Origin of the sequence: Methanosphaerula subterraneus (genome assembly GCF_052055875.1) — an archaeon.
GTDB classification, from domain to species: domain Archaea; phylum Halobacteriota; class Methanomicrobia; order Methanomicrobiales; family Methanospirillaceae; genus Methanosphaerula; species Methanosphaerula subterraneus.
On record NZ_CP170508.1, the window covers coordinates 253,508 to 272,309 of the forward strand.

13 protein-coding genes and 1 pseudogene are annotated in these 18,802 nt (G+C 53.3%); 2 read left to right on the forward strand and 12 right to left on the reverse strand.

What is annotated here, in order from left to right:
• Nucleotides 1-15: 15 nt before the first annotated feature.
• The 8 genes from ACFKSJ_RS01160 to ACFKSJ_RS01195 form a co-directional block, all read right to left on the reverse strand.
• Nucleotides 16-1,842: a KUP/HAK/KT family potassium transporter gene (locus tag ACFKSJ_RS01160; RefSeq protein WP_440950449.1), complete on the reverse strand. Its 1,827-nt coding sequence runs from the start codon at nucleotides 1,840-1,842 to the stop codon at nucleotides 16-18.
• Between the two features lie 153 nt (nucleotides 1,843-1,995).
• A complete protein-coding gene (locus tag ACFKSJ_RS01165) occupies nucleotides 1,996-2,202 on the reverse strand; it encodes a hypothetical protein (RefSeq protein WP_440950450.1) in 207 nt (68 codons plus the stop codon).
• A gap of 292 nt (nucleotides 2,203-2,494) precedes the next feature.
• A complete protein-coding gene (locus tag ACFKSJ_RS01170) occupies nucleotides 2,495-4,321 on the reverse strand; it encodes a KUP/HAK/KT family potassium transporter (RefSeq protein WP_440950451.1) in 1,827 nt (608 codons plus the stop codon).
• A gap of 178 nt (nucleotides 4,322-4,499) precedes the next feature.
• Entirely contained in the window at nucleotides 4,500-6,401 is a 1,902-nt protein-coding gene (gene cooS, locus ACFKSJ_RS01175; protein WP_440950452.1) for an anaerobic carbon-monoxide dehydrogenase catalytic subunit, read from the reverse strand.
• Between the two features lie 127 nt (nucleotides 6,402-6,528).
• On the reverse strand, nucleotides 6,529-8,580 hold the full coding sequence (locus ACFKSJ_RS01180) for a sodium-translocating pyrophosphatase (protein WP_440950453.1): 2,052 nt from the start codon (nucleotides 8,578-8,580) through the stop codon (nucleotides 6,529-6,531).
• A 147-nt stretch (nucleotides 8,581-8,727) separates the two neighbouring features.
• On the reverse strand, nucleotides 8,728-9,786 hold the full coding sequence (locus ACFKSJ_RS01185) for a lysylphosphatidylglycerol synthase transmembrane domain-containing protein (protein WP_440950454.1): 1,059 nt from the start codon (nucleotides 9,784-9,786) through the stop codon (nucleotides 8,728-8,730).
• Between the two features lie 257 nt (nucleotides 9,787-10,043).
• Nucleotides 10,044-10,289 (reverse strand): hypothetical protein, encoded by a 246-nt coding sequence (locus tag ACFKSJ_RS01190; protein ID WP_440950455.1) that lies wholly within the window; start codon nucleotides 10,287-10,289, stop codon nucleotides 10,044-10,046.
• Nucleotides 10,255-11,586, reverse strand: a complete 1,332-nt coding sequence (locus ACFKSJ_RS01195) for a GAF domain-containing protein (RefSeq protein WP_440951394.1) — start codon at nucleotides 11,584-11,586, stop codon at nucleotides 10,255-10,257. The genes ACFKSJ_RS01190 and ACFKSJ_RS01195 overlap by 35 nt, the downstream gene beginning before the upstream one ends.
• 51 nt (nucleotides 11,587-11,637) lie before the next feature.
• On the opposite strand from ACFKSJ_RS01195, the gene ACFKSJ_RS01200 reads away from it, so the two are divergent.
• Nucleotides 11,638-11,784 carry a hypothetical protein gene (locus tag ACFKSJ_RS01200; protein ID WP_440951436.1) on the forward strand — a complete coding sequence of 49 codons (147 nt, stop codon included), beginning with the start codon at nucleotides 11,638-11,640 and terminating at the stop codon, nucleotides 11,782-11,784.
• Here ACFKSJ_RS01200 and ACFKSJ_RS01205 read toward each other — a convergent pair.
• The 3 genes and pseudogenes from ACFKSJ_RS01205 to ACFKSJ_RS01215 form a co-directional block, all read right to left on the reverse strand.
• Nucleotides 11,734-12,093 (reverse strand): annotated as a pseudogene (locus ACFKSJ_RS01205) (response regulator); the annotation flags it as partial. The gene ACFKSJ_RS01200 and the pseudogene ACFKSJ_RS01205 overlap by 51 nt on opposite strands.
• Before the next feature lie 3 nt (nucleotides 12,094-12,096).
• Complete coding sequence (locus tag ACFKSJ_RS01210; RefSeq protein ID WP_440950456.1) at nucleotides 12,097-12,642, reverse strand: chemotaxis protein CheW; 546 nt, start codon at nucleotides 12,640-12,642, stop codon at nucleotides 12,097-12,099.
• A gap of 14 nt (nucleotides 12,643-12,656) precedes the next feature.
• Nucleotides 12,657-15,161: a methyl-accepting chemotaxis protein gene (locus ACFKSJ_RS01215; protein ID WP_440950457.1), complete on the reverse strand. Its 2,505-nt coding sequence runs from the start codon at nucleotides 15,159-15,161 to the stop codon at nucleotides 12,657-12,659.
• Between the two features lie 229 nt (nucleotides 15,162-15,390).
• Between ACFKSJ_RS01215 and ACFKSJ_RS01220 the strand changes: the two genes are divergently transcribed.
• Complete coding sequence (locus ACFKSJ_RS01220) at nucleotides 15,391-17,595, forward strand: PAS domain S-box protein (protein ID WP_440950458.1); 2,205 nt, start codon at nucleotides 15,391-15,393, stop codon at nucleotides 17,593-17,595.
• Between the two features lie 25 nt (nucleotides 17,596-17,620).
• Here ACFKSJ_RS01220 and ACFKSJ_RS01225 read toward each other — a convergent pair whose 3' ends face one another.
• Nucleotides 17,621-18,799, reverse strand: a complete 1,179-nt coding sequence (locus ACFKSJ_RS01225; RefSeq protein ID WP_440950459.1) for an energy-coupling factor ABC transporter ATP-binding protein — start codon at nucleotides 18,797-18,799, stop codon at nucleotides 17,621-17,623.
• Nucleotides 18,800-18,802: the final 3 nt, after the last annotated feature.

Below are 18,802 nucleotides of genomic sequence, written 5' to 3' on the forward strand. Positions count from 1 at the left end.
ATTTTATCCTGGCTCTTACATTTCGATCCTGGTGACCACGCCATGGATCTTGTCTGCAGGGAGCTTGTAGAACTGGACGAATGAAGGGGTCAGACGCTTGATGATCGCAAAGATCTTCCAGACCAGGTTGCTCGGGACGATATCTTCGATCCCATAGAATATCGTCTTCTCATTGATTCCTGCCTCATTGAAGAGTTTGACCACATCCACGACCTGGAGATAGCCTATCCTGATTTCGTAGACCCGCAGTCCATCGGCCAGGTTCTTCTTGAACCCCCCTTCGATCCCGAATGGGTAATCACCGGTCACGATTGAGATGATGATGTTATCCTGGTAGATGATATTGTTCTTAAAGATCGTCATTGCGATGTATGGCGGAATGTTGTGGAAGTCGCGGGCAAAGAAGAGGGCTGTTCCGCTTATCTTATTCATGGTGTGGTAGACTTCATTGTACTGACGCAGAAACACATGGAGTGGGATTGGTTTTAAGGCTCTGTACAGGTTCTTCTGCCCCTGCATATAGATCATGATGATCGTAAACGGGACCATCGCAATGATCAGAGACCAGTAGGCACCGCTTGGAATCTTGTGGATGTTCGCAACCAGAAATGCCAGATCGACGATTGTCACAAACCCGGCGATCGTCGATTTCAGGTACGACCCCCGCAGGAAAAAGATTGCTGAAATCATGATCCCTGTCAACATCATTGTCCCGTTAACAGCGAGACCGTACGCCGCTGCCAGGTTTGACGAAGCCCTGAAGAGTGCCATCACAAACAGGATCGAGAACAACAGCAGCCAGTTGATCACATCGATATAGATCTGTGATCTCAGTTCGCTGGAGGTGTAGTCGATCTTCATGATCGGAAGGATATGGGTGCTGATCCCCTGATAGACAATCGAGAAGATCCCGCTGATCATCGCCTGTGAGGCGATCACGGTTGCCGCAATACTGAGAAGCAGGAATGGGATGTAGAGCAGATGGGATTGTGCAAAGACCATATCAAAGAGAATGTTCTTTGCCCCGGGATTATGAAGGATGAACGCTCCCTGCCCCAGGTAATTCAAGATCAGGGCAAAGAAGATGAAATACCAGGCTTTCCTGATTGGTTCCCTGCCCAGATGCCCCATATCAGCGTAGAGGGCCTCACCTCCGGTTGCACAGAGGATCACCGACGAGAGGATTAAAAATCCGGATATTCCATTTCCTGTCAGGAAATGCCAGCCCAGTATCGGGTTGATAGCAAATATAATGGACGGGATCTTGATCAATGAGATGATACCCGTGAGAGTCAGGGCCGAAAACCAGATGACCATGATCGGTCCGAACGTCCAGGCCACCTTTTCGGTTCCGCGCTTCTGAAATGAGAAGAGGAGAATGGCGATCACGGCCGCAATCAGGATCAGTGTGTTCTGATCGATCGTTTCGAGCCCGGGGATCAAAACCAGCCCTTCGACAGCACTCAGGATGCTGATCGCAGGGGTGATCACAGCGTCGCCGATGAAGAGTGAGATCCCGATTACGGTCATCATTGTGACAATGGTGATGGCACGTGCCTTCTTGATCAGGGGGATCAGCAGCTCGCGGAGCACAATCGTCCCACCCTCTCCCTTACGCCCGAGGCTCATTGCAAGCCAGGCATACTGGACGGTTATCAACAGGATCAGGGTCCAGATTATCAGCGAGATGATCCCGAGCACATTCTCAACCGTTGGTCTGGTCAGGAGGAAGACCACTGATAAGGTATAGATCGGGCTTGTACCTATATCCCCAAAGACGAGTCCCATCGCTTTGATGATTCCACTGACACCCTTCTCGCTGTGACCCTGCTCTTCAGACATATGGTGTTATCCTCCGGCGATCTCCAACTTTTGGGGGTTTGGGGCTCTTCGGTAATTTTTGCGACTGTCGAGTCCCCGGCTTCGATGGTGTTCTTCACCTCGACCTTTGGTGGTAGTGCAGGATGGGCCTGATTGTATGAGACCAGCAGGATCTCATCCGGGTCGAGCGAGGCGAGCACCACCCTCGACCCGGGCCTTCAGGGCTGCTCCATCCGCATCGAAGAGGGCCCTGCCACCGTGTTCCTGTACGATCTCTATGATCGTCCCCATCTTATCAATCATCTGTCCAGGGATCACCGGGTTGAACCGGATCTCACTGGCGATCCAGGTAAAGTCGCAGCCGATCCCAGCGGTGACCATCCAGTCTTGAGCTGGTCTCTCCGAAATCCACAGATGAATCCTGGGGTCTATGTCTCTGTACCGAGATGGGTCATCGCTCTCGAAACGTCGACCCCTTTGCCTCCCTGGTACCAGTGTTCCTCAATGATCCGGTTTGCGACATCCGGCGGCGTATCTCATCGACTTCGATCGTCCGGTCAAGGGCTGGATAACGTGTCTCCGTGCAGATCATTGCCATTCCATGTTCTGCAATGATACGCTACTGGGAGAATTAGAGCCTTTCGTCCATGCTCTTCCTATCCTGGCAGGCTCCTTACATTTCGATCCTGGTGACCACGCCATGGATCTTATCTGCAGGGAGCTTGTAGAACTGGACGAATGAAGGGGTCAGACGCTTGATGATCGCAAAGATCTTCCAGACCAGATTGCTCGGGACGATATCTTCGATCCCATAGAATATCGTCTTCTCATTGATTCCTGCCTCATTGAAGAGTTTGACCACATCCACGACCTGAATATAGCCTATCCTGATTTCGTAGACCCGCAGTCCATCGGCCAGGTTCTTCTTGAACCCCCCTTCGATCCCGAACGGGTAGTCACCGGTCACGATTGAGATGATGATGTTATCCTGATAGATGATATTGTTCTTGAAGATCGTCAGCGCCATGTATGGCGGAATGTTGTGGAAGTCGCGGGCAAAGAAGAGGGCTGTCCCGCTGATCTTATTCATGGTGTGGTAGACTTCATTGTACTGACGCAGAAACACATGGAGTGGGATTGGTTTTAAGGCTCTGTACAGGTTCTTCTGCCCCTGCATATAGATCATGATGATCGCAAACGGGACCATCGCAATGATCAGAGACCAGTAGGCACCGCTTGGAATCTTGTGGATGTTCGCAACCAGAAAGGTAAAGTCGACCATGGTTATGAACAGGGCGAACATCGACTTCATGTACGATCCACGATGGAAGAAGATGCTCGTGATCAAGGACCCTGTGATCAACATAGTTCCATTAACTGCCAGGCCGTAAGCCGCCGCTAAGTTTGAGGAGGCTCGGAAGCCGACTATCACAAACAGGATCGAGATCAACAGCGACCAGTTGATCACGTCGATATAGATCCGTGATCGGAGCTCGCTTGAGGTGTAGTCGATCTTCATGATCGGAAGAATGTGGGTATTGATTCCCTGATAGACGATCGAGAAGATCCCGCTGATCATCGCCTGTGATGCGATCACGGTGGCTGCGATGCTGAGGATCAGGAATGGAATGTATAACAGGCCTGACTGTGAAAAGACCATGTCAAAGAGGATATTCTTTGATTCAGGATTTTGAATGATAAACGCTCCCTGTCCCAGATAACTGAGTACGAGGGGAAAGAAGATGACATACCATGCGTTTCTGATGGGATCCCTCCCCAGGTGTCCCATGTCGGCAAAGAGCGCTTCGCCTCCGGTAACACAGAGGATCACCGACGAGAGGATTAAGAATCCTGATATTCCATTTCCGGTCAGGAACTGCCAGCCCAGCATCGGGTTGATGGCAAATATGATGGATGGGACCTGAATGATGGAGGCGAGGCCGGTCAGGCCCAGAGCAGCAAACCAGACGACCATGATCGGACCAAACGTCCAGGCCACCTGTTCGGTCCCGCGCCGCTGAAAGGAGAAGAGGAGAATGGCGATCACGGCTGCAATCAGGATCAGGATGTTCTGATCGATCGCTTCGAGCCCGGGGATCAGCACCAGCCCTTCAACAGCACTCAGGATACTGATCGCAGGAGTGATCACTCCGTCGCCGATGAAGAGTGAGATCCCAACCACAGCCATTACGGTTACAACGGCGGCGGACCGCTTTTTCTTGAGCAGCGGGATCAACAGCTCGCGGAGCACGATCGTCCCACCCTCTCCCTTACGCCCGAGGCTCATTGCAAGCCAGGCGTACTGGACGGTGATCAACAGGATCAGGGTCCAGATGATCAGTGAAACGATGCCCAGTACATTCTCAACTGTGGGCCTGGTCAGCAGGAAGATCACCGAGAGGGTATAGATCGGACTGGTACCGATATCCCCGAAGACGAGCCCCATCGCCTTGATGATCCCGCCGACACCCTTCTCACTATGGCCCTGTTCTTCAGACATATCGTGTTATCCTCTGTCGATCTCCACCTTTTTTGGTTTCGATCTCTTCGATAATTATTGGAAATGATGGTATTAAAGTCCGTATGCGGGATCTTCAAAGAAGTAGGAGATCGAAATGCATAAAAAAGTGCCATGACAGGTGATTATTTCGACCTGCCGGCATGGGGTTTGCGACCATTCATATCCCGAGTTTCTTTCGTTTTCCCTCGATATGAGCAAGGATCCCCTCTGCTGCCTTTGCTGCATCTTTTTCGATGTGCATCACCCCGCCAGTTACGTCCGGGAGTTCCTCTGTGAGAAGTTTGACAAGTTTTGGACCGCCGGTAACGGTCGGTACCGGGTTCACATAGGTGTACAGCCCGAAGGCCAGCGCAAAGATCGCGTCGATCGTCGCCTTCTGCTCCATATACTCGGGCGCGGCTGCTGCCACCGGTAGATCGGTGACCGGTACACCTCCCAGTGCTTCCGAGATCGCAGTCAGCAGGTCAGAGAGCCGGCCTGTATCGGTGCAGGTACCATAACTGAGAACTGGGGGGACACCGAGGGCAGTGCAGAGGCCGTTGAGTCCGGTACCTGCATACTTCTTTGCTTCTGGTGAACAGAGGCCGGCGACCTGCATCGCTGCGTTTCCACACCCCATTGCGAGGACCAGGATATCGCGTGCGATCAGTTCCTTTGCGACCGCTACGCTGTGAACATCCTGTCCATGATCGCGGAGGGTCGTGCAGGAGACGAGTCCGACCACACCTCTGATCGTTCCATCCTTGATCGCGTTCAGCAGCGGATCGAGCGAACCGCCGAGAGCAGCAAGGATCGACTCGGTTGAGAACCCGACGATCGCCTCATGCATCGGGAGCCCGGTGATCGCTCTGATCTTCCCATGCCTCTCCTTAAAGTTGGTGATCCCCATATCAAGGAGCATCGCGGCCTGTGCCTCAACCTTGGAGGGGATGTAGTTGATCCGGTCCGTCTCCCCTTCGAATGCGAGCACCTCGCTGACCGGGACAAACCTGAAGTGGTACTTCTCAGCATAGACCGGGTCGAGGGGAAGGGAGCAGTTCATATCTGCAACAAAGACGTCCACCGCCCCGGTGGCAAGCACGGCCTCCTGTGAGATCCAGTTCCCGGTGAACCCATAGAAGACATCGTCCATCGGGAGGCGCTGGATCATCTCCTGCCCGGTCTCGATGTTCGCGATGATCCGGAGCCCTTTCGCCCCGGCCGCCTTTGCCTTCTGCTGCCACTCCGGGGTCGAAGCGAGTTTGGCCAGGGCAAACCCGACGAACGGTTCATGCCCGTTCGGGAGGACGTTCACATAGTCGGCGTCGAGGACGCCGAGGTCGACCCGCATCGGGTGCGGTTGTGGGATCCCGAACATCATATCCTGCATGTACTCGAGTACGATCTGACTCTGGTAGGCCATCGCTATTGAGATTCGCATCGCCTTTAATGCCAGGCTAACATAATACCCGTCCACATTGGTCAGGCATGACGCGGTCTCGAGGATCGTCTCACCATAAATCCCGCCCGGGAAGATCCCGAGTCTTCGCCAGACCGCTTTCCGCTCTTCCGGCGCAAGTTTCTCCACGATCTGACTCTCCTCCTCGTTGGAGCGCTGGAAGTCCTTCTCGACAAAGTCGCAGAGCCTGAGAGCGACCTCCTGATCTGTGCCTGACACGTCCAACCCGAGTCTCGCTGCAAAGGTGCGCAACTTCTCTGGTGATGTGATCGAATACGGGGTCTTCCCTTCTGCAGTCTCTCTGAGCGTCCTGACCGTAGTATGGGCATGGTAATGGTAGTTGGTTGCGCCCATCAGGTTCCGGAGCAGCATCATCCGCATTGCCATTCCGTCCACATTGATCCCGCACACCCCACGTTTATCTGTTGATGCATCACCCCTGCATGGCCCGTTCGAGCAGAAGTCGCAGCGGGCGCCTTCAGTACAGAACTTACACCGGGTATCCGGGTTTCCGAGCCCCTGCGCTTCATAACGGTCCCAGACATTTGACATGCCCTCCTCTTTCAGCCGTTTGTAGACGGTCCTGACAGAGTCATGATAGGAGATTCTCTGCTCTTCCATGATCGGTTCCTCTGAATCCCCAACAGGTTATCCTATGGTAAATATCTTTGTCCCAGGGGAATCCCTGTCGGGTCCCTATCGGGTCCCGGTCGGGTTCTGAAAGAAACGAAAAAAAAGAATTGTTGGTTTAGATGTAGAGTGCGGCAAAGACCAGGGTGATCGTCGCGAGCAGTTTTACCAGTACGTGGAGTGATGGGCCTGCGGTGTCCTTGAATGGGTCACCGACGGTGTCACCGACAACTGCGGCCTTATGAGCCTCACTTCCTTTGCCACCATATTCACCGCTCTCGATGAACTTCTTGACATTGTCCCATGCGCCACCACCGTTGTTGAGTACCAGTGCGAGGAGCAGCCCGACGATGGTTGAGACCATCAGGAAGGCGGCCATCGCTTCAAACTTGAGCAGGTATCCAACAATGATAGGGAAGAGAACCGCGAGTGCACCTGGCAGGACCATGTTTTTGAGGGCACCCTTGGTTGTGATGTCGACACACCGGGCGTAGTCTGGCTTGACGGTCCCTTTCAGGATCCCCGGGTTCTTGAACTGTTCTCGAACTTCAGTGATGATATACTGGGCTGTCTCTCCGACTGCCCGGATTGCGAGCGATGTGAAGAGGAAGACGAGCATTGCACCGAGCAGGGCACCGACGAAGACCGGGATCTGCGCAAGGTTGACGACCTCGAAAGCCTTTCCTGTCAGCTTTGAGACATCGGTCATATATGCATTGAAGAGCAGGAACGCAGAGAGAGCTGCACTGCCGACTGCATACCCCTTGGTCAGAGCCTTGGTGGTGTTTCCTGCCGAGTCGAGGATTGCGATCCGCCTGTTTGTCTCCTCGTCCTGGCCGCTCATCTCGACGATGCCACCGGCATTGTCGACGATTGGTCCGAAGGTGTCCATTGCGAGGATATATGCGCAGGGTGCGAGCATCCCCATCGTGGCCATTGCAGTGCCATACAGTCCGCCGTTTGTAACACCGCTCATCTCTCCTAGTTTGAAGGAGAGGAGCAGGGCGATGCTGATTGCAATTGCAGAGACCCCGGTGGTCTCAAATGCAACAGAGAGGCCGGTAATGATGTTAGTCGCTGCTCCGGTCACTGAAGCTTTTGCGATACTCTTGACTGGTCTGTATTTGGAGTCTGTGTAATACTGGGTGATATAGACGAAGACCAGCGAAAGTCCGACGCCGACAAGACCAGCATAGAAGAACCAGATATTCCCAAGGAACCACATGACCGCCACATAGAAGAGGATCATGGAGATGAACGCAGTCACATAATACCCCTTGTTGAGTCCACGCATCGGATCTGGATTGTTGCCGTCCTTCTCCGTGACTGAGAGGATCCCGATGATCGTTGCCAGCAGCCCGAACGAGCCTGCGACCAGTGGGAAGAGGACGCCGTTCACCCCGAAGACCGGGAAGAGCGCGACACCGAGGATCATGGCCCCGATGTTCTCTGCGACGGTAGACTCGAACAGGTCTGCACCACGGCCGGCACAGTCCCCAACGTTATCCCCGACGAGATCTGCGATGACGGCCGGGTTGCGGGGGTCGTCTTCAGGGATACCTGCCTCTACCTTACCGACCAGGTCAGCGCCGACATCTGCTGCCTTGGTGTAGATCCCACCACCGAGCTGGGCGAAGAGCGCAATGAATGAGGCCCCGAACCCGAACCCGACGATGACGAAGGGGGTCTCCTGCGGGTTTGCTCCGAGCAGTGTGAAGATGATTGCGACACCGAGGAGTGAAAGCGATACGATCGTCAGACCTGAGACCGCTCCACCGCGGAGTGCTACCTTAACAGCCTTCCCAAGACTTGAACGTGCCGCAGCGGCAGAACGGAGGTTGGCATGGACTGATACCCACATGCCGATGATCCCTGCGAGACCACTGCAGAATGCTCCGAACAGAAATGCAACAGCCGTGTGCCAGGCAAGAGCGGTATTTCCGGTGAAGGTGAAGACCGCAAAGATCAACGCTCCGACCAATAGGGCCAGTACTGCGATCGTCGAGTACTGCCTCTTGATGAAGGCGATCGCACCCTCTTTAATTGCCGCCGCCACGGACTGCATCCCTGCAGTTCCCGTATCGGCTTTCATCACCTCAAATGCGAATAATGCTGCGAAAGCCAGCGCAATCAGCCCGGCTGCAGCGGTAATAATCAACTGGATATACATAGTAACCTCTCGATTAAATTCCCACTCCTTTTCTTTGGATAGGGCATCTGCTACAAATCATGTAACGATACTCTGTGAGACAACAGATATTGGTTGCGGAATAAAAATAGATAGCGCTTTATGGTGAGTCCAAAGACGCAGTTGGAACTATTTGGCCTGTTCCTCGAGGGGTGTTCTGTCTTTACGCGATTCGGTCCTCTTCATCTCACGCCGAACAATGATCAGACTGGCTCCCAGCCCGACGACGATGTTGAAATAGAAGAGCAGAGCCCTCCAGAGCAGCACGAAGACACCGACAATCGACGACGGTATGATCAGCACATACAGGGATGTCGCCGAGAGTTCAGCAATTCCGGATGACCCCGGGGTCAGCGGGACCATCATCACGACGGCGATGATCAACTGAAACAGAAACGACTCGGCGATGAACGGGGGTTGCCCGAGCGCGACCAGCAGCAGTGATGCGACAAAGAACTCCGATGCCCAGAAGAGGGTGGTGAAGACGGTTCCATAGAAGAGTCCGCGCCGGCCCCTGCTGGTGAAGTAGTTGAGTGCGGTAAAGAAGTTGTCGATCTCCTGGTTGGCAAATGCAATCGACCTCTTCAGCCGTTCTCCCGAAGATTTGCGCTGTGCCCACGATAGCACTCTCAGTATCAGTCCCTTCGCCCGTTCAGGCTTTCGAGCAGCGAAGATCAGCAGGATCACCAACCCGATCATGAAAGTCCAGGCGACCATCATCGCGACGATCACCTCGATCGAGAGGGACTGCCAGATCCCACCGAGCGTCAGCATAGCGAGGATCCCCATCAGGGTCAGCACGACACCATCGAGCACCCGCTCCATGATCACAATTGCAGTGGCGTCGCCAACTTTCACGTCAGCCCGGTAGAGTTCGTGGACCCTGACCGGTTCTCCGCCGGCCTGCCCGGGTGTGATCGCACCAGCGAGCAGGTTGGCCATCACCAGGTTGAACGAGTAGAGAAATGGAATCTTATAGCCGAGCGACTCTGCCATCTTCTGAATTCGTAAGGCCCAGAATACCAGCGAACCGGTCCGGAGGGCGATCGCGAGTAACAGATAGTATGGATTGAAGTGAAGCAGGTAGTCGAGGGTATTCTTATCGTAGGTGGTGATCAGAACCCCGACCAGCACCAGTAAACTGAATGCGATTGAGATCCAGATCCATTTTACCTGCGATCGTTCCATGTCTGCTCCTTATCTCCGCAGTTCCCGTCTTATGAAACCGTATCTTAGATCTTGACGGAGACAGGTTTATAGTACTGGTTCTGTCTCCAACTCATTCCTGACATTTCAGGTATCTCGGTCAAGGGCTGTGTTCTCCTGTCTTGACCGGGTTTTTCTCAATCGATGAACAATATTTGATGTGTCGAATTGTAGAAAAATGATCGGGAGAACTCTTAATCTTTTTCGGCCACACCTCAAACAGGTGAATCAGAAACCTCTCACTTGTTGGATTGTTGATGATTACAGTGGTTTTCCATGATGTAATTGATCAGATCCTTGAGTTCATTTGAGATTGACCTGATTCTCTCCTGGTACCTGCTTCTGAGATCCGCTCCAGGGGCTCCTTCGATGAGCAGTCTGGTGTAGCAGTTCTGGGTGGTGATCTGATCGAAGAGGGATTGATGAATGACTTTTGAGAACTGTTCCTCATCAAAACCTATTATCGCCGGCGTAGGCTTTTTCAAAAAGAACTCCAATCAGCCCGCTCTTATCTCCCGGTCTGTTTTTGAGGTGGTGCGAACCCCAGAGATGATGGAGGGTTCCATCTCTGTCCAGAGTCCTAAAGACCAGATGCGGTGAGTCATCACTTCGCAGCGATGCCGTTATCGTAATCTTCAGAGCCGCCCTGTCCCTGGGCAGGGCCAGCTCGCAGAAGTCCCGCCCGATCAGTTCCTGAGCGGAAAATAAAGAAAGCCGTTCGATCGCGGGGCTGATACCAGTGATAACACCGTGTTCATTCACGGTGTAGATCACCTCCGGAAGATCCTCAATCAGCATCCTACATTCAGATTCTGTGGAGTTTTTGATTGATTCATTCGATGACTGTCTGGAAATTTCACGGATGATGATCATTATTCGGAATCCGCAGCCTGTCGAAAGAACCGATCTGATCGCTTCAATCTCCGTATATTCTCCTGCAGGAGTTATCAGTCTCCTTATGCGAGGTTCCTTTGAAAATGGTGTGAGGCCTGTCCTGAGCATCTGCTCGATCTGCTGGCATTCTTGTGGGTCGGAATCTTCACAGAGTAACGCGACGATTGCTCCAAGAGGAATTCCCAGTCCCTGGACCTTTAAAATCCCGGTGAGCTCTTCCATTCTCTGATTCCAGATGAGTATCATTCCTTCTTCATCGGTCAGAAGAATTCCATCTGCAGAATGATCGATCAAATCGAGCAATTGATCGTGATCCGGGGGCTGAACTTGCGTTCTGCTCGCGGTGCTTGAATCCTCTGCACTTTGACGACGTGCCTCCCCCTCGACCGTACTGAGCGCAAACGAGATATCGTCTCCCATCTCGGTGAGCATCTCAATCTGGTCCCGATCAAAGGCCCTGCACTCTTTTGATAAGAGCATGAATGCACCGATCAGTTCGCTATAGAGCCGGAGCGGCACTGAACAGAGGGAACGGTAGCCGTTCTTCTCTGCCCACCCTCTCCATTTCGGGCTCTCCTTCAGATGGCTGAGATCATTACATGTATAGGAGAATCCTCTGATCAGTGCGTCACCACAGGGGTCGTCTCCACCTTGTTCTTCTGGATCCGAGAGGGAGATCCCCGGGATATCCAGAAGCTGCCCTTCCCTGCTGCAGGCGATATAAGGTACCACCATACTCTGTTCTGGATCGATGAACCCGGTCCAGGAAAGTTCAAAGGTTCCGTACTGGATTACAAGGCTGCAGATCTTTGCCAGCAGTTCATCCCGATTCCGATTCTGAGTTATCACCTTGTTGATCCGACTTATAAAGTCGAGGCGTCTGGTCAAGGTCCTGTTCTTCTCCTCGATCTTATGCTTCTCGACGCTGCGTCTGATCTTGTGAGCCAGTTCGACAAACTGCGCGCTGGGGCCGCCTCCTTTCTGGACATAGTGGTCTGCGCCCTGTTCATAGGCCTCGATGGCGATCTCCTCCCTTCCCCGACCGGTGAAGAGGATGAATGGGGTCTGGTTGCCCTGATGCCGTAACTCCTTGAGAAAAGTGATGCCGTCCATTTCAGGCATCTGATAATCGGAGATGATCGCATCGAATGATTGACCTGTCAGGGTGCTGAGCCCCTCCTCAGCAGACGAAAGGACCGTCACCGCAAAGGTTCCCGTCCTCTCCAAAAACAGTTTTCCGATCTCGAGAAGGTCCGGTTCATCATCGATATAGAGGACCCGTATGGGCACCTTTGAGTCATGCCTGAGGGGTTTTTGTGCCTTTGAGGCGCCAGGGACAGCCTTTTCCATCTCTTCCCAGTGCTCCTTAGAAAAAAATCCGGGAAGGGATCCCATGGATCAGACCGTATGGTTGATGGTCTCGAGCAGATGCCGGATATCAATCCAGATGATCAGTTCAGTGATGTCCCTCTCCTTTATCCGGGTCTGTTTCTTGATGATTCCGAGAATATGGGTGTCTGCACTGGTCTCTGCGATAGCAGTCCGATCAACCTGAGCCAGAGAGAAGGTGGACACCGAGGAGACATCATCGACCATGATCCCAATCTTCGACTTTGTGATCCGATCGTCGAGGACGATGACCCTGCAATCCTCCTCCTGTACTTCGGTCTCTTCCGGGATGTTCATCTGCTGTTTCAAGTCGATGATCGTGGTGATCTCCCCCCGGAGATCGATGATCCCCTTGATGTAGGAGGGTGTGTTGGGGAGTTTTGTGATGGTGGTGTACTCCACCACCTCCCTTACATCGAAAAGGTCGATGGCGAAATGTTCTCTGCCGAGGAGAAATTCCACCACCTGTACGCTCTCTACAATACTGGTCTGCAGTCCACCGCGTGTAGGCCCTTCTCCCAGTTCTGGCTGATCCTCATGCATGGATTCTGTCATAAAAACCTCACCATTCAGACCCTGAATTTACCTATGTTACTGGAGACTGTGTCGACGATAACATTCACATTCTCGATGATCTTGCCGACTTCGTCTATCGCAGCTGAGGACTCCTCGCTGGCTGCGGCGGCATCTCCGGCATCACTGGCCGTTCCGTCCACCAGGCTGCTCACCTCGTGAATACTGGCTGTGATCTCCTCGACGGTAGCGGCCTGCTCTTCAGCGGCGCTTGCGACCTCTTCGACAGAACGGGTGATCTTTTCGATATCTCCAACGATCCTGTTGAAGACATTCAGGGTCTCGGAGAGGACCGCCGACCCCTCTCCGACCTCCTTTGAGGCGGATGCGGTAGCCTGAGCAGCCCTCTCTGACTTCTGCTGGAGACCCCCGATCATCTCGGCGATCGACTCTGCAGAGGTCCGTGACTCCTGAGCCAGGGACTTCACCTCAGCTGCGACCACGGCGAACCCGCGGCCGGCATCGCCTGCCCGGGCCGCCTCGATGGCAGCGTTCAGGGCGAGCAGGTTGGTCTGGTTGGCCAGGTCTGAGATCAGGCCGACGATCTTGCCGATCTTCTGCATCTCAACCTTGATCTCGCCGATGATCTGGTCCACTTCGGTGGTGGAGCGAGTGATCCCGATCATCCCCTCTTCGGCCTTTCGTGCGAGTTCAGCCCCGTCCTTGGAGAGGGTGTTCGCACCTTTTGCGAGGGTGGCCACAGCCTCGGAGTTGGCGGTCACCTCCTCGACGGCGGCGGAGAAGTCCTCCATCGCTTTGAGTACCTGTTCCAGCCCGAGGTTTCCTTTCTCGGCATTGGAACTGACCTTGCCGGCACTATCAGCGACCTGCTGTGCTCCGGAGACGACCTCCTCGATACTGGCATTCGCCTCCTCTGCCGATGCTGCAAGGTCGGTCACCTGGTTGCTGATGTCTCCCATCGCCGCTGAAACTGATATCCCAATATTGTCCAGTGCATCTCTGAATTTGATGAAATCTCCAGATACCCTGAGGTTTTTGTCCATCCTGGCCTGATAGTTGTACTGAGAGAACTCGTGCGCGACCCGCATCGCCTCATTGACCGGCTCGATGACAGCATCGAGCGTCCGGTTGACCCCTTCGATGATCTTCCGGTAGTCACCCTGGTGTTTCGTTACGTCGGCCCTGGTGGCGAGTTTCCCATCGACAGCACCATCTGCGAGCATATTTGCATCGTCGACGAGCGCTTTGATGCTGTCGACACAGTTATTTATGCTCCTCTGCATCCCGATGATGTCGCCGTTCACCTTGTTGGTTCTCTTCTCGGGAATGTCGCCCTTTCCAATCTTGTCGTAATAGTCAATAGCCACATTCAACGGAGCGACGATGGAATCGAGTGTCTGGTTGAACCCTTCGATAACTTTTCGATAATCACCCTGGTGTTTCGTTGCGTCAGCCCGGGTCGCGAGCTTCCCTTCGACAGCACCAGCTGCGAGTATATTTGCATCGTCGACGAGCGCTTTGATGTTATCGATACACGTGTTTATGCTCACCTGCATCCCGATGATGTCGCCGTTCACCTTGTTGGTTCTCTTCTCGGGAATGTCGCCCCTACCAATCTTGTCGTAATAGTCAATAGCCACATTCAACGGAGCGACGACGGAATCGAGGGTCTGGTTTAACTCTTCGATGACCTTTCTGTACTCCCCCTTGTGTCTGGTTACATCGGCCCTGGTCGCGAGCTTCCCGTCGACGGTTGCAGTGGCCAGCATCGCTGCATCTTCGATCAGTGCGCCGACTGCCTGCCGCACCTTCTGCATGTTCTCGTTCATCTTCACGAAGTCGTCATGCTCGGCCTTGGTGAACTCATCTGCCGGCCCGACCGTCAGATCGAAGTCGAGGTTTCCCTCTGCGAGCAGGGAGAGGTTCGCTGCCATCCGATCAACCTCTGCCTTGGTGAAGTTCTTGACTGCAAGGATGGAGGTAAGGTCCTGCACCACTTCGACATACCCGATCTTGGTCCCTTTCTGGTCACGAAGGAACGACGTGGTCTGTTTGCATCTCGCTCCGCACCAGTCGAAGTAACTCTCGTTGATCCCCCTGTGCAACTGTCGGATCCCGCATGAATCGGTGTTACAGATCGTGGCGTTGGCTGTGGAGCAGGGCATACCGATGGCTGATTCACGGTCCTTCACATATTTCTGTTCGACCAGCAACTTCTCAAAGGACGTATTGATCAGCGCCCAGTTCATATCCTGGTCGATGACATGAATCGGGAACGGTACCGCATCGATGATCGACTTGTACCAGGTGTTCTTCTCTGCGAAGACGTCGATGAGGTTGTTTATCCCTTCGACCATCACCTTGAGGTCTCCTTTGTAGAGAGTAAGGTCAATCCGTGCCGAGAGATCACCGCTCTTTGCCTTCTCGGTGACGTTCAGAATATCATTGACTGCTTTTTTCTGTCCGGCTGAAAGCAGGTCTAACTGCTGTGCCTTCTCTTTCGCCAGTTCAAGTTCTTTTGTGCATTGTTGAAGATCCATGCTTGTGCCTCGTTATCAGCGCAGATATTACCCTCATTCTCTGTATCAAATGGTCAGATCATGCATCGAGCCTGCGCCAATCCTCCTCTGATGCAATGCCTGACAAGAGCGCCTCTGCCTTGCATCACGTGGAGCTGAGGCATAGATCCGGGAAACCGGGGGATAAATTCTCGCTAGTGCCAAGCATAGTTGAAGGTTTATTTTTATGTAACCTCTTTATGGAGGAGATATGGAACATTTTCAGCCAGAACTTGTTGAGATCAGGACAATTCTCAACACGAATCCCCAGGGACTCTCCATTCAGGAGATCGCGGAGGTACTCGGTGCTAACCGGAATTCGGTTGCCAAATATCTGGAGATCCTGCTGATGCAGGGATCTGTCGATCTCAGGAAACTCGGAAATGCCAAGATCTATTTTCCATCGTTTCGGTACCCTGCCGAAACACTTAAGCGTCTGTGCATAGATGGTCTCCTTCTTCTGAGCCATGAACTCACAATCGTTCACTGCAATAACCAGCTCTCCGATCAACTGAAATCTGTGCCGGGTGCCATCAACGGGTTACCGTTCAGTGATCTGGTGTATCCTCTCAAGGCGGGCGATCAGATCCTATCTCTTGCCACTGCAGCGGTCAGGGGAAAGGAGGGATCGATCAGTATCGTCCCGAGGTGGGGTTCCCCCTGGTATGAACTGCAGTTGAGCCTGCTTCCGGTTGTCTTTTCCAATGGCCGGCCTGGGGCGGCAGTGACCGTTCGGGGGTTTCACGAAAAGAAATGCAGAGGGTTATTAATGGCCGGATCTTCTGATTTTGAGAGAAAACTGCTCGATCAGATGATGGAGATCTATTGTCGGCTTTCTCCGGACCGCACCCTCATCGAGGTGAATAAGGCCTTCTGTCGCCTGAGTGGACGCAGTTATGAGAGCCTGAGGGGGTTTCGGTTTAAACTGCTGGTGCCGAATGAGGACTGGATCAGAACCTCCGGAAAGATCCTCGCTCTGACTGCGCAAAGCCCCGTGATGACGATAAAACATCGTCTCCTGACCGGAGAGGGCCTTGTCAGGTGGGTGCTCTGGAAGTACAGGGCGGTCTATTCAAAGGGAGGCGGTCTGCTTGAGTACCTGTGCACAGGCCTCGATATTACCGAGCAGATGAATATAATGGGACGTTTTGAACATATCAACTCCTTTTTTGAAGAGAATATGAGGAAGCGAATCGATGAATTTCGTGAGATTAACCAGAAATTGATCCAGGAGATCAGCAACCGTGAGAGTGTAGAGCAGCAGCTCTGTCTTACCCTGTTTGGGGTTGATAATGCAGCAGAGATGATCCTCTGGATTGACCGTCAGGGAAGAATCACCCAGATAAACAGGCAGGGTATGGAGACTCTCGGGTTTACCATCGGCGAACCTCTGATGCCGTATATCAAAAGAAATGTTCAGCAAACCTCACTTGAGAACTGGGAAAAATTCTGGAAAGAACTGGTCCACGAGGGAGCTCTCAAACTGGAATGGGTGATCCAGAGAGTCGACAGTTGTTTGATTCCGGTTGAAATGGTGGTCAATTACCTCTCCTTTAGTGGGAAGGAATACGCCTGTTTTTTTATCCGGGATATCAGTGAACGGAAGGGATATGAGACGGCTCTGAAGAGGGCTGAGGAGAAGTATCGCCTCATGACCGACAATACTCGCGATATCATCTTTCGGATTACCCTTATCCCTGCGATCAACATCGACTTTATCAGTCCCTCTATCGAACTGTTGACCGGCTATACTCCTGAACATTTCTATGCACACCCCACGCTGCTAACTCACCTTCTGAATGAGCGGGATCTCCAGATGCTCCATTCCTTCATCGAGGATCCCGGATTGTTTAAGGATCCTCTTACGATCCGGATCCGACGGCCCGATATGAGTTGGGGGTGGCTTGAGGTTTCGGGAGTCCTTATCAGAAGCGATGATGGTCTGAGTACGGCCGTAGAAGGGATCGGTCGTGATAGTTCGCTCAGAAAAAAGGTCGAAAAGGGGCTGACCGTGGAGCGGGATCGGACGAAAACATGCTTCGATGTCGCCGGTTCCCTGATGATGGTGATTGGGAAAGATCTCTGTGTACAGATGATCAACAGACGTGGTTGCAGACTACTTGGATACAGAGAGAAGGAGATCATCGGGAGGAACTGGATCGATCACTTCGTCCCGATACCGGATCGGGATAGGGTCTCTGGTTTCTGTCGTGATCTTCTCGTAGACTATCAATCAGATGAACTGCGCTGCCAAAACCCCATTTTAACCTCAGATGGTGCGGAACGACAGATATCCTGGCATATATCGGTTTTGATGGATCAGAACGAGCTCCCCCGGAGCATCCTCGCTGCGGGGATAGAGGTTGAGGAGATGCTGATTCATCATTGGGCGGGCGATGAGAGTCACTTTCGATAACAGCCGAATGTCTTTCGGACTGGATCTATGTCGATGGTGATCCCTCCAGAGCTGTCATGTCCACAGCTATCCGTATCCCGCTCTCCTCGTCAAAGGCAAGCACCCGCCGTTCGACCCTCGGGACCATCCCCGTACTCGTCAGGATCAGGGACGACTCTCCAATGAGCGCCCGCAGAATGCACTTGTCGATCACATCATAAGTGTAATCGAGGACGATCTCTTCCTCTGCCGCCAGGTGCTTCGCCCGGGTCCCCATCGCACCCATTCTGTGATCTGGATGGTTCTTTACCCAGCGATGGATCGTTTCTGCCGGCACGGTGTCGACATTGCATACCGAGATGGTGCCATATTCTTTGGCGTCTCGCTGCCGATTGAGCCCCTGTTCCAGGTAGTTCACAAGATGAAGGACCGAGCGGGGGGCCTTCGGCCCCGACAGGATCTTTCGTGCGACCAGTTCAGTATAGGTCTCGAGGACTGCAGGGGTTCGCAGGTTCGTAGCAGCGATCAGGGCAGGGTCCATAAAGACCTTTTCTGGAGGTCCCTGGTGGATCACAAGCCCGCTGTTCATCAGGATGATATCGTCGGCCCACTGGTATGCAAGCTCGATGTCGTGGGTCGAGATGATGATCGTCTTTCCCTGCACATTCAACTCATCGAGCAGTTCCATCAGATCGGCGGCCCCGGCAGGATCCAGGGAACTGGTCGGCTCGTCGAAGATCAGGACATCAGGTTCCATGACCAGAACGCCGGCGATGGCGGCCTTCTTCTTCTCTCCGCCGCTCAACAGGTGCGGAGGGCGCCGTTCATACCCGATCAGTCCCACCGCAGAGAGCCCCTTCTGGACCAGCGCCCTGACCCGATCCTTTGCGATACCGAGATTCACCGGACCGAAGGCGACGTCCTGGTAGACGGTCGGCGCGAAGAGCTGGGCATCCGAGTTCTGAAAGACAAGACCGATCTTCTTCCTCAAGTCCCGAAGATTTGATTGATTGTACTCGAGTGGTCTGTTGTGAAAGAGCACCTCCCCACTGGTGGGTTTCAGAATCCCGTTGCATGATAGGATGAGGGTCGTCTTTCCCGCCCCGTTCGGGCCGACGAGAGCCACTTTCGCCCCCTCAGATATGGTGAAGTTTACTCCTTTCAGGGACTCCTGACAGTTTGGGTATGCGTAATGAACATCTCTGAATTCTAGGATGGTGGACATGAA

Bases quoted from the DNA above. Each gene is read 5' to 3' on its own strand.
- ACFKSJ_RS01220 (WP_440950458.1), top strand. From the start codon at position 15,391: ATGGAACATTTTCAGCCAGAACTTGTTGAGATCAGGACAATTCTCAAC.
- ACFKSJ_RS01185 (WP_440950454.1), bottom strand. From the start codon at position 9,786: ATGGAACGATCGCAGGTAAAATGGATCTGGATCTCAATCGCATTCAGT.
- ACFKSJ_RS01225 (WP_440950459.1), bottom strand. From the start codon at position 18,799: ATGTCCACCATCCTAGAATTCAGAGATGTTCATTACGCATACCCAAAC.
- ACFKSJ_RS01165 (WP_440950450.1), bottom strand. From the start codon at position 2,202: ATGGTCACCGCTGGGATCGGCTGCGACTTTACCTGGATCGCCAGTGAG.
- ACFKSJ_RS01210 (WP_440950456.1), bottom strand. From the start codon at position 12,642: ATGACAGAATCCATGCATGAGGATCAGCCAGAACTGGGAGAAGGGCCT.
- ACFKSJ_RS01170 (WP_440950451.1), bottom strand. From the start codon at position 4,321: ATGTCTGAAGAACAGGGCCATAGTGAGAAGGGTGTCGGCGGGATCATC.
- ACFKSJ_RS01160 (WP_440950449.1), bottom strand. From the start codon at position 1,842: ATGTCTGAAGAGCAGGGTCACAGCGAGAAGGGTGTCAGTGGAATCATC.
- cooS (WP_440950452.1), bottom strand. From the start codon at position 6,401: ATGGAAGAGCAGAGAATCTCCTATCATGACTCTGTCAGGACCGTCTAC.
- ACFKSJ_RS01180 (WP_440950453.1), bottom strand. From the start codon at position 8,580: ATGTATATCCAGTTGATTATTACCGCTGCAGCCGGGCTGATTGCGCTG.
- ACFKSJ_RS01215 (WP_440950457.1), bottom strand. From the start codon at position 15,161: ATGGATCTTCAACAATGCACAAAAGAACTTGAACTGGCGAAAGAGAAG.